An 11,790-nucleotide genomic window follows, 5' to 3' on the forward strand; every position below is an offset into this window, starting at 1 on the left:
GACGGCGGGCGTGCCCGCGAGGTCCCCAGAGGATTTCGCGGGCGCGCCCGCGTCCGTGTAACCTTGCTCGCGCTGCCCCGATAGCTCAGTCGGCAGAGCGTCTCCATGGTAAGGAGAAGGTCAAGGGTTCGATTCCCTTTCGGGGCTCTGTTCGGAGGTGCGGCCGACGCCACGTGCGTCGGCCGTCCGCCGGCTCGGCGGGGTAGCTCAGGTGGTTAGAGCACACGGCTCATAATCGTGGTGTCGCGGGTTCGAGTCCCGCCCCCGCTACCGAGATCTGACAGCAGCACGGACATGACAGCAGCACGCCGGCCGGCGGTGTGCTGTGCGAAGAAGACGAGCGCCGCACGTGCGGCGCGAGATGTGAGAGAAGGCTCGAAGTGGCCAGCAAGAGCGCTGACGTCCGCCCGAAGATCACGCTTGCGTGCGTGGACTGCAAGGAGCGGAACTACATCACGAAGAAGAACCGTCGCAACAACCCCGACCGGCTCGAGCTGAAGAAGTTCTGCCCGCGCGACGGCAAGCACACCGTCCACCGCGAGACCCGCTGACGCCTCGCCACCAGGCGAGCAACAGGCGAGCACGCATGCCGGTCAACGCCGCGTACGCAGGCCGCGAGTACCCACCGAACTTGGCCTACGAGGTCGGTCGGGAGAAGATCCGTGAGTTCGCGGACGCCGTCGGGGCGAGCCACCCCGCGCACCGCGACCCCGAGGCCGCCCGCGCCCTCGGGTACCCGGACGTCATCGCGCCGCCCACGTTCGCCGTCGTCGTCGCGCAGCGTGCCGAGAGCCAGCTGATCGCCGACCCCGAGGCGGGCATCGACTTCACCCGGGTCGTGCACGCCGACGAGCGCTTCACCCACCACCGCCCGATCCACGCGGGCGACCGGCTGGTCACCGTCCTGCACGTCGACTCGGTCGTCGAGCGCGCGGGTCTCGCCATGGTCACCACCCGCGCGGAGATCGCCGCCGACGACGGCGCCCCCGTCGCGACCGTGGTGTCCACCCTCGCGATCCGCGGGGCGCAGGGCGCATGACCGGCGACGCGCAGGCGACCCGGCCCACGCTCACCGGGCTCTCGGTCGGCGACCCGGTCGGGACCCGCAGCATCGAGGTCGACCGCACCCGCCTCGTCCGGTACGCCGGCGCGAGCGGCGACTTCAACCCGATCCACTGGAACGAGCGGTTCGCGACCGAGGTCGGCCTGCCGGGCGTCATCGCGCACGGCATGTGGACCATGGGCGCCGCGGTGGAGCTCGTGAGCGCCTGGGCGGGCGACCCGGGCGCCGTCGTCGACTACCAGGTGCGCTTCACGCGGCCCGTCCCGGTGCCCGACCCGGGCGTCGCCGTCGTCGAGGTGTCCGGGACGGTCGGCGCGATCGACGCCGACGCCGGGACGGCGCGCGTCGACCTCACGGCCACGTGCGACGGGGTCCGCGTCCTCGGCCGCGCCCAGGCGACCGTCCGCCTCTGACGCGCCTCCGACACCACCACCTCGCCCGTGTCAGGCTCGACGCGGGCTCCGTGTCCCGCCACGTCTGACAACGCAGGGAAACCGCCGATGCCACGCCTGCACCGCCCGAGCGCGTGCGTCCCTGACGGGACCCCCCGATGAGCCGCGACACCGTCCGGCAGGCCTCGCTCGCCGTCTTCCTCGTCTTCGCGCTCAACGGGTTCAACTTCGCGAACTGGGCCGCCCGCATCCCCGCGCTGCGTGACGAGCTCGAGCTGACCCCCGACCGGGTGGGCATCCTGCTGCTGATCGGGTCGCTGGGGTCGATCGGCGCGCTGCCGCTGTCGGGGCTCGTCGTCCAGCGGCTCGGCGCGCGGCGCACGGTCGCGATCTTCGCGTCGATCAACACCGCGGGGCTGCTCATCGCTGCCGCGGGCGTGGACCTCGGGCGCATCGTCGTGGTCGGGGTGGGGCTCGTGGTCTTCGGGGTCGGCACCGGCGTCTGGGACGCGGCCATGAACCTCGAGGGCGCGGCCGTCGAGCAGCGGCTGGGGCGCTCGATCATGCCGCGGTTCCACGCGGGCTTCTCGTTCGGGACGATGGCCGGCGCCGGGGCCGGTGCCCTGGCGGCGTACCTCGACGCGTCGGTGCTGGCCCACCTCGCCGTGACCGTCGGCACGAGCCTCGCGCTCGTCCTCGCCTGCGTGCAGCGGTTCCTGCCCGCGGGTGCGGAGGCGGCGGCACGCGGGACCGCTCCGGGCGGAGGGGCCGACGGCGTCCTGGGCGCGTCGCCTGCGACGCCGGTCCACCGCGGCGCCCGGCACACGTTCGGGGCCTGGCTCGAGCCGCGGACCCTGCTCATCGGCGTCGTCGTCCTCGCCGCGGCCCTCACGGAGGGGGCCGCGAACGACTGGGTGAGCCTCGCCGTCGTCGACGGGTTCGACCAGAGCCACGCGACCGGCGCGCTCACGTTCGCGCTGTTCGTCACGGCCATGACCGGCATGCGGCTGCTCGGCACGGGGCTGCTGGACCGGTACGGGCGCATCGTCGTGCTCCGGGCCACGGCCGTGCTGTCCCTCGTCGGGCTGCTCCTGTTCGGCCTGGCGCCGAGCCTCTGGCTCGCGCTGGTCGGCGTCGTGCTGTGGGGCTTCGGCGCCGCCCTCGGGTTCCCGGTGGGCATGAGCGCGGCGAGCGACGAGCCGCTGCGCGCTGCGGCACGCGTGAGCGTCGTCTCGACGATCGGGTACACGGCGTTCCTGGCCGGGCCGCCGCTCCTCGGGCTGCTCGCGCAGCACGTCGGGTACCGCCAAGCGCTCCTGGCGATCGCGGTGCCGGTGGTCATCGGCCTGCTCGTGCTGCCGGCGGCCGCTCCCCGCGGCGCCGCCGCTCGGCGGGCGGCCGCAGGGAGCCCCGAGCGCGTCGATCCCCGGGCGTAGCCTGGGCAGCATGACTCTCGACGCCCTCGCCGCGAGCGCCCAGGAGCCGAGCACGCACGAGCCGGTCCCGACGATGGCCGAGCTGACCACGCTGCGCCTCGGCGGTCCCGTCGGGCGGTTCGTGGAGACGACGACGGAGGCCGAGCTGCTCGAGGCCGTCCAGGCCGCCGACGCCGCCGGGGAGCCGCTGCTCGTCGTCGGCGGCGGGTCCAACCTCGTGGTGGCCGACGCCGGGTTCCCGGGTGTCGTGGTCCGTGACGCCCGGCGCGGGGTCGTCGTGGAGTCGGCGGACACGTGCGGCGGCGCGAGCATCCGCGTCCCTGCGGGCGAGGTGTGGGACGACCTGGTCGCTCGCGCGGTCGAGGAGGGGTGGCTGGGCGTCGAGGCGCTCGCGGGCATCCCGGGCTCGGTCGGGGCGGCGCCGGTGCAGAACATCGGCGCGTACGGGCAGGAGCTCTCGGGCGTGGTGTCGACCGTGCGCGTGTGGGACCGCGAGCGTGCGCGGGTCCGCACGCTGCCGCTCGTGGACCTCGGCTTCGGCTACCGCACCTCGGTGCTCAAGCGCTCGCTCCACGACCCCGGCAGTCCCTGGGGGCCGACGCCGCGGTACGTCGTGCTCGACGTCAGCCTGCAGATGTACCTCGGCGACCTGTCCGGGCCGGTCGTCTACCCCGAGCTCGCGCGCCGGCTCGGGATCGCGGTGGGCGAGCGTGCGCGCACGCCCGACGTCCGCGCGGCGGTCCTCGAGCTGCGCCGTGGCAAGGGCATGGTGCTCGACGACGCCGACCCCGACACCTGGAGCGCCGGTTCGTTCTTCACGAACCCGGTCCTCGAGCCGGACCAGGCCGCCAGGCTGCCCGACGACGCGCCCCGGTACCCGGTGCGGCCGGCGCCGTCGGCGGCCGCTGCGTCCGCCACGGACGGCCACGCCGCACACGTCAAGACGAGCGCAGCGTGGCTCATCGAGCGCGCCGGCTTCGGCCGCGGGTACGGCCTGCCCGGCCCGGTCGGGCTCTCCACGAAGCACACGCTCGCCCTGACGAACCGGGGCGGGGGCACGACGACGGAGCTGCTCGCCCTCGCGCGGACCGTCCGCGACGGGGTGCGGGACCGGTTCGGCGTCGTCCTGGAGCCCGAACCGGTGCTGGTCGGCTGCTCGCTGGACGAGGTGGTCTGACTCCTACGGGGACGTGACCTCGGGGGACGGCACCTCGGGTGCGAGCAGCGCGCCGCGGACGAGGTCCAGGACGCCCTCGTCCCCCAGCCCGGCCGTCCGCGCGGTCGTGACCAGCCGGCGCACGGCCGCGTCGAGCGCGTCGTCGACGGCGGGTGCGCCGCGCGCCACGACCGTCCCGGTCCGACGCCGCGTCGTCACCACCCCCGCCGTCTCCAGCTCGCGGTACGCGCGGGCGACCGTCCCCGCCGCGACGCCGAGGTCGGCCGCGAGCGCACGGATCGTGGGCAGCCGGTCGCCGGCCCGGAGCCGGCCGGCCGAGGCGTGCGCGACGACCTGACTGCGGATCTGCTCGTAGGGCGGGACGCCGGACGTCAGGTCCACCGCGACCTGGAGGCTCATGCCGGTGCGCTGTCGGGCCCCAGAGCCGGCTCGCCCACGGCCACCGCCGGCGCCGCGACGGGGATCAGTGCGACCACCAGCGTGACCACCCCCACCGCGGCCGCGAGCACGAGCATCGGCCAGCCGACGACGACGTCGTGCTGCCTCAGGACCATGCCGCCGACGGCCAGCACGCCGACGAGCGTGAGCCCGAGCACGAGCTGGGCGCCACGCAGGGTCCGCGCGGCGGACACCCTGCGCAGGCCGCCGTCGAAACCGTCGGGCGCGTTGGCCACGGCGGGCCGACGGGCGATGAGCCGCAGCACGCCCTCGGTCGCCGCCACCACGACGGCGGTCGCACCGAGCAGCGGGCGCCCGTAGAACCACCCGGGGAAGGGGCCGCTGCGCCGGCCGGGCACGACGACGCCCTGCGCGTCCGTCATGACGGTCTCGAACGCGCGGCCGTCGTCGGCCGCCACCAACCCGCAGGCGACCAGGGTGACGAGGAGCAGGAGCGCCCAGGCCCAGAGGATTCTCCGGAGCGCACCGGGTGCGACGTCCGCGACCGTGCGCCGGACCAGCGGCGCGGTCCGGAGCGCGCCGCGGGGGCGCGGCCAGGTGAGCTCTCCCACCGCGAGCACGCCGAGGAACAGCACGCCGGCGGCGGCGGGGGTCAGCGCGATCGCGACCCCGGCGCCGAGGCCGGTCGGCACCGCGATCGTGAGCGGTGCGAGCAGGACCGCGGTGACCAGCACGAGCCACGCCGCGGCCAGGACCTGGGCCGCATGCCGGCGTGCCGCGACGGCCGTCTCGGACCGCGTCGCACCCGGGTCGGACCCGCGGCTGCTCATGGCGACGAGGAGCGCAGCCACGGCGCCCGCCAGCAGCAGGGGGACGAGCATCAGGAGCAGTGCTGCGGTGGCCACGGCGTCTCCTCAGGCCTCAATGAATCAATGAGTCGATACATTGATGCACGCGCGAAGTCGTGTCAAGCCGGGGCGAGCCACGCGTCCACGCCGGCCAGCAGCGTCTGCTTGGTGCCGCCGCTCGCGCGCGAGGCGTTGATGGAGCCGCGCGCCAGCTCGGCCACGTCCGCGTCGGAGAACCCCAGCACGTCGCGCGCGGTCTCGTACTGGTGCACCAGGCGGGAGCCGAACAGCAGCGGGTCGTCGGCCCCGAGCGCCACGGTCGCGCCCGCCTCGACCAGGGTGCGCAGCGGGACGTGGTTCGCCTCGGGGTACACGCCGAGGGAGACGTTCGACGCCGGGCAGACCTCGAGCGCGACCCCCTCGGAGACGACCCGGTCGAGCACCCGCGGGTCCTCGGCCGAGCGGACGCCGTGCCCCAGGCGGTCGGGACGCAGGTGCCCCAGGACGTCCTCCACGTGGGCCGGCCCGAGGAGCTCGCCCCCGTGCGGGACGGACGCGAGGCCCGCGCGTCGCGCGATCGCGAAGGCGGGGGCGAACTCCGCGGTCTCGCCCCGTCGCTCGTCGTTGCTCAGCCCGAACCCGACCACCTCGCCCGGCCCGGTGCCCGCGTGCCGCGCCGCGAGCCGAGCGAGCGTGCGCGCCTCGAGCGGGTGCCGCATCCGGGACGACGCCACGATCACCGCGACCTCGATCCCGGTCGCTGCGCTCGCCCGGCGCGCCGCGTCGAGCACGATCTCGAGCGCCGGGGTGAGCCCGCCCACGTACGGGGCGTACGACGTCGGGTCGACCTGGATCTCCAGGCGGCCGGAGCCCTCCGCGGCGTCGTCGGCCGCCGCCTCCGCGACGATCCGCCGCATGGTCTCCTCCGACCGCACGACGGACCGCGCGGCGTCGTACAGGCGCTGGAACCGGAACCAGCCGCGCTCGTTGGCGGGGACGCGGAGCGGGTCGCCGTCGAGCAGCGCGGCCGGCAGGCGCACCCCGGCCGCGTCCGCGAGCTCCGCGAGGGTCGAGACGCGCATCGACCCGGTGAAGTGCAGGTGGAGGTGCGCCTTGGGGAGCAGGGCCAGGTCGCGCACGCGGCGAGTCTGCCAGGGCACTCAGCCGTCGTCGCGCGCACCCTGGACCGCGTGGGAGCCCGTCAGCCGTCGTCGCGCCGCCGCCAGCGGAACGTCCGCACCCCGAGCACGAGCCCCACCACCAGGTACGCCAGGAGCACCGCCGCGGTCGCGCCGTGCTCCCAGGACCCGGACACCTCGCCCGCCTCCGCGCCCTCGGGCAGGAAGACCGACCGCATGCCCTGCGCCATCCACTTGAGCGGGAAGAGCGACGCGACCTGCTGCATCCAGGTCGGCAGCTGGTCGTACTGGAAGAAGACGCCCGAGATGAACTGCAGCACGAGCACCACGGGCGTCACGACGGCGCTCGCCGCGCGCCCCGACCGTGGCACCGCCGAGAAGCCGATGCCGCAGACGCACCCGGTCGCCGTGCCGAGCGCGAAGATCCACACGAACGTCCACCAGCGGCCCGCGGTGTCCGGCATCGGCACGTCGAAGAGGGTGGCCGCCACTACGAGCAGCAGCGCCGCCTGCACGATCGACGTCAGGAGTACCTGCCCGACCTTGCCCAGGAAGTACGACGTCGCCGGCATCGGCGTGGCGCGCAGCCGCTTGAGGCCACCGTCGTCGCGCTCGCTCGCGATCGTGATGGCGAGGTTCTGGAAGCTCGACAGCATGACGCCGGTCGCGACCATCCCGGGCAGGAAGTACTGCGCGAACGGGATGCCGGGCGGCGGGCCGACGCGGCCGTCGTCCTGCCCGAACACCGTCGCGAAGATCGCCAGCATGATGATCGGGTACGCGAAGATGAAGATCACCGCGTCGCGCTCGCGGAAGAACTGGCGCAGCTCGATCCCGACGCGCGACCAGCCGATCGCGAGCGTCGAGGGCAATCGCCCCGCGCCGGTGCGGGTGCGCGTCGGGGCGGCTCCCGGGCGCCGGGCCTGCGTGGGCGTGGTCATGACGGCTCTCCGTCCAGCGCGGCGGTGGCCATGACGGGGCCGGTGGCGGCCGGCTCGCCGATCAGCCCGAGGTACACGTCCTCGAGGCTCGGGCGCACCACCTGCAGGTCGGGGATCTCGTCTCCCGGACCGGCGCCGAGCCGAGCGGCCAGCGCGCGCACGAACGCCGTCGGGGTCGCCGTGCGTTCCTGGCGCGGACGCGGTGGGCCACCCTCGGCGGCCGGCTCGGACCAGCGCACGACGGCGCGCCGCGCCTCGGGGCCGCCCAGCTCGTGCGGCGCCCCGAGGGCCACGAGGCGGCCGTCGCGCACGACGGCGACCCGGTCGGCGAGCTGCTCGGCCTCGTCCAGGTAGTGGGTGGTCAGCAGGATCGTGGTCCCCGCGTCCCGCAGGCCCGCGACGAGGTCCCAGAAGGACCGACGCGCCTGCGGGTCGAAGCCGGTGGTCGGCTCGTCGAGGAACAGCAGCTCGGGATGCCCGACGATGCCGAGCGCCACGTCGAGCCGCCGGCGCTGGCCACCCGACAGCTGGCGCGTCCGCGTCCCGATCTTGTCGGTGAGCCCGACCGCCTCGATGAGCTCCGCGGGGTCGCGCGGGTCGGGGTAGTACCGCGCGAAGTGCCGGACCAGCTCGCCGACCGTGAGCTCGGCCTGGTCGTTCATGGTCTGCAGCACGACGCCGATCCGGGCGCGCCACGAGCGGCCGGCCGTCGCGGGGTCGACGCCGAGCACCGACACCTCGCCCGCGTCGCGGTCGCGGAACCCCTCGAGGATCTCGACCGTCGTCGTCTTGCCGGCTCCGTTGGGACCCAGGATCGCGACGACCTCGCCACGCTCCACGGTCAGGTCCAGGCCGTCGACGGCGTGCTTGCTGCCGTAGCTCTTGCGCAGCCCGCGGACCACCACGGCGGCGTCGGTCGCGGGGGAGTCGGAGGAGGTCATGCCCCCACTCTGGCCTGCGCGGATGCTCGGCGGGAGAGGTTCGAGGTCCCGGGACGAGATGAGAGCTCAGCCCTCGTCGAGCAGCCGCTGGATGCGCGAGACGCCCTCCACCAGGTCGTCGTCGCCGAGCGCGTACGACAGCCGCAGGTACCCGCTCGGACCGAACGCCTCCCCGGGCACGACCGCCACCTCCGCCTCGTCGAGGATGAGGGCGGCGAGCTCGGCCGACGTCGTCGGCGTCGTGCCGCGGATCGTGCGACCGAGCACCCCCTCGACGCTCGGGTAGGCGTAGAAGGCGCCCTGCGGCATCGGGCACTCGACCCCGTCGATCTGCGTGAGCATCTCGACCATCGTCCGGCGTCGGCGGTCGAACGCGAGACGCATGGCCTCGACCGCGGCGAGGTCACCGGTCACGGCCGCGATCGCCGCGCGCTGCGACACGTTCGCGACGTTCGAGGTCAGGTGGGACTGGAGGTTCGTCGCGGCCTTGACGACGTCGGCCGGGCCGATCATCCAGCCCACGCGCCAGCCGGTCATGGCGTACGTCTTCGCGACACCGTTGAGCACGATGGTCGTGTCCGCGAGCTCGGGCACCACGCGGATCATCGGCGTGAACACCGAGTGGTCGTACGTCAGGTGCTCGTAGATCTCGTCGGTGATCACCCAGATCCCGTGCTCGAGCGCCCAGCGACCGATCTCCGCCGTCTGCTCCGGCGAGTACACCGAGCCGGTGGGGTTCGAGGGCGAGCAGAACAGGAGGACCTTGGTGCGCTCGGTGCGCGCGGCCTCAAGCTGCTCGACCGTGACGAGGTACTCCTGGTCGACGCCCGCGAACACCTCGACCGGGACGCCGCCGGCCAGGCGGATCGCCTCGGGGTAGGTCGTCCAGTACGGCGCCGGCAGCAGCACCTCGTCACCGGGGTCGACGACGGCGGCGAACGCCTGGTACACGGCCTGCTTGCCGCCGTTGGTGACCAGCACGGACGACGGCGCCACGTCGTACCCGGAGTCGCGGAGCGTCTTCGCGGCGATCGCCTCGCGCAGGGCGGGCAGGCCGGCGGCGGGGGAGTAGCGGTGGTTGACCGGGTCGACGGCGGCCGCGACCGCCGCGTCGACGATGTAGCCGGGGGTCGGGAAGTCGGGCTCGCCGGCACCGAACCCGATGACGGGTCGGCCCGCCGCCTTGAGCGCCTTGGCCTTCGCATCCACGGCGAGGGTGGCGGACTCCGCGATGGCCGCCAGGCGGGTCGAGACGCGCGGCCGAGCGGCCGCGGGGGCAGGGGTCTGGGTGTCGTCGCTCACACGCGACATCCTGGCACGGAGGTCCGACACCGGTGGGGGCGCTCTCACGCGGCACCGGGCGCGCGGCATGGGCGGAGTGTGGGGACTGCCGGTTCGACCGTGCTGACGACCTCGCGTACAGTGGACCCTCGGTGGTTGACGTCCGCCATGATCAGTCGTGCCTCGGAACAGGTGGGAGCAGGTATCCTGCTGCGTCCGGTGCGGTGAGTCATGGTGGCCACCGGCACCGAAGGGCAGTGGCGCAATTGGTAGCGCACCGGTCTCCAAAACCGGCGGTTGCGAGTTCGAGTCTCGCCTGCCCTGCGTAGACACCCGACGAACGAGGCAAGGGACCCCACTGTGAGCGATTCCGCACCCGCTGCGGCGTCCGGTGCCGAAGGCGCCGCCGCGCAAGGGGCGAGGCCTGCGCGCAGCGGCCCGGCGAAGGAGGCGCCCCGTCGCGGGCTCTTCGCCAGGATCGCCCTCTTCATGCGTCAGGTGATCGCCGAGCTCAAGAAGGTCGTCCGACCGACGCGGTCCGAGCTGCTGCAGTACACCTCGGTGGTCCTGGTGTTCGTCCTCGTCGTGATGGCGTTCATCACGGTGCTCGACCTCGGCATCGGCCGGGTCACGCTGTGGTTGTTCGGCGGCTGACCGGTCCCGAGCCCGGTCGGCGACCGGTTCCCCGAGTCGAAGTAGTTGTTCATGAGTGATGGTCTTCAGAAAGCAGGTCCGGACGTGTCGCAGGAGTCGCAGGAGCAGCCCCTCGCCGAGGTGGAGCTCGAGGACACCCTGGCGTCGGTCGAGGCGGTCGAGGCGGGAGACGTCGACGCGGCGCCCGAGGACGACGACGCGGCCGCCGAGCCCGCTGGTGCCGAGACCGCTGTCGACGAGCCCGCTGTCGACGAGGCCCCCGAGGAGGTCGACCCGGTCGACGAGTTCAAGAAGGAGCTTCGGCGCCTTCCCGGCGACTGGTACGTCATCCACTCCTACGCGGGTTACGAGAACCGCGTGAAGGCCAACCTGGAGAACCGCATCCAGAGCCTCAACATGGAGGACTTCATCTTCCAGGTCGAGGTGCCCATGGAAGAGGTCACCGAGATCAAGAACGCGCAGCGCAAGGTCGTGCGCCGCGTCCGGATCCCCGGCTACGTCCTCGTCCGCATGGACCTGACCGACGAGTCGTGGGGCGCCGTCCGCCACACGCCGGGCGTCACGGGCTTCGTGGGCCACACCCACCAGCCGGTGCCGCTGACGCTCGACGAGGTGTTCTCGATGCTGGCCCCGACGCTGGCTCCCAAGACGCAGGCCGCCGCCGCTGCGGGCAAGGCCGCGAGCGAGATCAAGGTCGACTTCACGGTCGGCGAGTCCGTCACGGTCACGGACGGTCCGTTCGACACGCTGCCCGCCACGATCTCGGAGATCAACGCCGAGGGCCAGAAGCTCAAGGTGCTCGTCTCCATCTTCGGCCGGGAGACCCCGGTCGAGCTGTCGTTCGGCCAGGTCGCCAAGATCTGACCTGACGCCTCCGACGACGTCGCGCGGCGTCGTCGGCAGTGCCACTCACCGAAGTTCATCGAAGCAAGGACCCGACATGCCCCCCAAGAAGAAGGTCTCCGGCCTGATCAAGCTCCAGATCAAGGCTGGGGCCGCCACGCCGGCGCCGCCGATCGGTCCCGCCCTGGGCCAGCACGGCGTCAACATCATGGAGTTCTGCAAGGCGTACAACGCCGCGACCGAGTCGCAGCGCGGCAACGTCGTGCCCGTGGAGATCACGGTCTACGAGGACCGCTCCTTCACGTTCATCACCAAGACGCCGCCGGCCGCCGAGCTCATCAAGAAGGCCGCTGGCGTCGACAAGGGCTCGCCGACGCCGCACACCGTGAAGGTCGCGACCCTGTCGGCCGACCAGGTGCGCGAGATCGCCTCGACCAAGCTCGAGGACCTCAACGCCAACGACCTCGCGTCGGCGGAGAAGATCATCGCCGGCACGGCGCGCTCGATGGGCATCAAGGTCGAGGGGTGAAGGAGGCGGCTCGCAGGTAGGACGAGCGAAGCGAGTCCTGCCGGAGAGCCGGCGACGCGCACCCCGAGCGAAAAGGCAGCGGGCTGCGGCGACACAACCGCACGAAGTAGCCCGGCCTGCGGCCGGCTGAGACGACACGACCGCACG

General features: G+C 73.4%; 14 protein-coding genes and 3 tRNA genes. 11 read left to right on the forward strand and 6 right to left on the reverse strand.

Annotation, left to right across the window (positions count from 1 at the left end; translation table 11 throughout):
• The first annotated feature begins 74 nt into the window (after positions 1-74).
• The 7 genes from HIR71_RS01165 (at position 75) to HIR71_RS01195 (ending at position 4,068) form a co-directional block, all read left to right on the forward strand.
• Positions 75-147 (forward strand) — tRNA-Thr (locus HIR71_RS01165).
• 49 nt (positions 148-196) lie between these two features.
• Positions 197-270 (forward strand) — tRNA-Met (locus HIR71_RS01170).
• Positions 271-380: 110 nt separating this feature from the next.
• Positions 381-551 (forward strand): 50S ribosomal protein L33, encoded by a 171-nt coding sequence (rpmG, locus tag HIR71_RS01175; RefSeq protein WP_169322756.1) that lies wholly within the window; start codon positions 381-383, stop codon positions 549-551.
• 35 nt (positions 552-586) lie between these two features.
• Positions 587-1,039, forward strand: coding sequence for a MaoC family dehydratase N-terminal domain-containing protein (locus HIR71_RS01180; protein ID WP_169322757.1), 453 nt, complete (start codon positions 587-589; stop codon positions 1,037-1,039).
• Positions 1,036-1,476: a MaoC family dehydratase gene (locus tag HIR71_RS01185; RefSeq protein ID WP_169322758.1), complete on the forward strand. Its 441-nt coding sequence runs from the start codon at positions 1,036-1,038 to the stop codon at positions 1,474-1,476. The genes HIR71_RS01180 and HIR71_RS01185 overlap by 4 nt, the downstream gene beginning before the upstream one ends.
• Before the next feature lie 137 nt (positions 1,477-1,613).
• The gene (locus HIR71_RS01190; RefSeq protein WP_169322759.1) at positions 1,614-2,891 is read left to right on the forward strand and encodes an MFS transporter; all 1,278 of its coding nucleotides are present in this window, start codon (positions 1,614-1,616) and stop codon (positions 2,889-2,891) included.
• A gap of 10 nt (positions 2,892-2,901) precedes the next feature.
• Positions 2,902-4,068, forward strand: coding sequence for a UDP-N-acetylmuramate dehydrogenase (locus tag HIR71_RS01195; RefSeq protein WP_169322760.1), 1,167 nt, complete (start codon positions 2,902-2,904; stop codon positions 4,066-4,068).
• A 3-nt stretch (positions 4,069-4,071) separates the two neighbouring features.
• Here the strand turns inward: HIR71_RS01195 and HIR71_RS01200 are convergent, their stop codons facing one another.
• From HIR71_RS01200 to HIR71_RS01225, 6 genes are all read right to left on the reverse strand, one after another.
• Positions 4,072-4,467 (reverse strand): GntR family transcriptional regulator, encoded by a 396-nt coding sequence (locus HIR71_RS01200; protein WP_169322761.1) that lies wholly within the window; start codon positions 4,465-4,467, stop codon positions 4,072-4,074.
• Positions 4,464-5,372, reverse strand: a complete 909-nt coding sequence (locus tag HIR71_RS01205) for a hypothetical protein (protein WP_169322762.1) — start codon at positions 5,370-5,372, stop codon at positions 4,464-4,466. The genes HIR71_RS01200 and HIR71_RS01205 overlap by 4 nt, the downstream gene beginning before the upstream one ends.
• Before the next feature lie 62 nt (positions 5,373-5,434).
• Entirely contained in the window at positions 5,435-6,454 is a 1,020-nt protein-coding gene (locus HIR71_RS01210) for an adenosine deaminase (protein ID WP_169322763.1), read from the reverse strand.
• Between the two features lie 62 nt (positions 6,455-6,516).
• Positions 6,517-7,395: an ABC transporter permease gene (locus HIR71_RS01215; protein WP_169322764.1), complete on the reverse strand. Its 879-nt coding sequence runs from the start codon at positions 7,393-7,395 to the stop codon at positions 6,517-6,519.
• Positions 7,392-8,336 carry an ABC transporter ATP-binding protein gene (locus HIR71_RS01220; RefSeq protein ID WP_169322765.1) on the reverse strand — a complete coding sequence of 315 codons (945 nt, stop codon included), beginning with the start codon at positions 8,334-8,336 and terminating at the stop codon, positions 7,392-7,394. Before HIR71_RS01220 ends, HIR71_RS01215 begins: the two co-directional genes overlap by 4 nt.
• Positions 8,337-8,402: 66 nt before the next feature.
• Positions 8,403-9,647: a pyridoxal phosphate-dependent aminotransferase gene (locus HIR71_RS01225; protein ID WP_169322766.1), complete on the reverse strand. Its 1,245-nt coding sequence runs from the start codon at positions 9,645-9,647 to the stop codon at positions 8,403-8,405.
• Between the two features lie 221 nt (positions 9,648-9,868).
• Here HIR71_RS01225 and HIR71_RS01230 point away from each other — a divergent pair.
• The 4 genes from HIR71_RS01230 to rplK all read left to right on the forward strand — a co-directional run bounded on the left by HIR71_RS01230 (position 9,869) and on the right by rplK (position 11,643).
• Positions 9,869-9,941: transfer RNA gene (locus tag HIR71_RS01230), tRNA-Trp, on the forward strand.
• Between the two features lie 36 nt (positions 9,942-9,977).
• Entirely contained in the window at positions 9,978-10,271 is a 294-nt protein-coding gene (gene secE / locus HIR71_RS01235) for a preprotein translocase subunit SecE (RefSeq protein WP_169322767.1), read from the forward strand.
• Positions 10,272-10,355: 84 nt separating this feature from the next.
• Positions 10,356-11,135, forward strand: a complete 780-nt coding sequence (gene nusG, locus HIR71_RS01240) for a transcription termination/antitermination protein NusG (RefSeq protein WP_169322768.1) — start codon at positions 10,356-10,358, stop codon at positions 11,133-11,135.
• Between the two features lie 76 nt (positions 11,136-11,211).
• On the forward strand, positions 11,212-11,643 hold the full coding sequence (gene rplK, locus HIR71_RS01245; RefSeq protein WP_169322769.1) for a 50S ribosomal protein L11: 432 nt from the start codon (positions 11,212-11,214) through the stop codon (positions 11,641-11,643).
• Positions 11,644-11,790 lie beyond the last annotated feature (147 nt).

The sequence above is a fragment of the Cellulomonas fimi genome, assembly GCF_012952065.1.
GTDB lineage: Bacteria > Actinomycetota > Actinomycetes > Actinomycetales > Cellulomonadaceae > Pengzhenrongella > Pengzhenrongella fimi_A.

Bases quoted from the DNA above. Each gene is read 5' to 3' on its own strand.
- HIR71_RS01180 (WP_169322757.1), top strand. From the start codon at position 587: ATGCCGGTCAACGCCGCGTACGCAGGCCGCGAGTACCCACCGAACTTG.
- HIR71_RS01185 (WP_169322758.1), top strand. From the start codon at position 1,036: ATGACCGGCGACGCGCAGGCGACCCGGCCCACGCTCACCGGGCTCTCG.
- HIR71_RS01190 (WP_169322759.1), top strand. From the start codon at position 1,614: ATGAGCCGCGACACCGTCCGGCAGGCCTCGCTCGCCGTCTTCCTCGTC.
- HIR71_RS01195 (WP_169322760.1), top strand. From the start codon at position 2,902: ATGACTCTCGACGCCCTCGCCGCGAGCGCCCAGGAGCCGAGCACGCAC.
- HIR71_RS01200 (WP_169322761.1), bottom strand. From the start codon at position 4,467: ATGAGCCTCCAGGTCGCGGTGGACCTGACGTCCGGCGTCCCGCCCTAC.
- HIR71_RS01215 (WP_169322764.1), bottom strand. From the start codon at position 7,395: ATGACCACGCCCACGCAGGCCCGGCGCCCGGGAGCCGCCCCGACGCGC.
- HIR71_RS01220 (WP_169322765.1), bottom strand. From the start codon at position 8,336: ATGACCTCCTCCGACTCCCCCGCGACCGACGCCGCCGTGGTGGTCCGC.
- HIR71_RS01225 (WP_169322766.1), bottom strand. From the start codon at position 9,647: ATGTCGCGTGTGAGCGACGACACCCAGACCCCTGCCCCCGCGGCCGCT.
- rplK (WP_169322769.1), top strand. From the start codon at position 11,212: ATGCCCCCCAAGAAGAAGGTCTCCGGCCTGATCAAGCTCCAGATCAAG.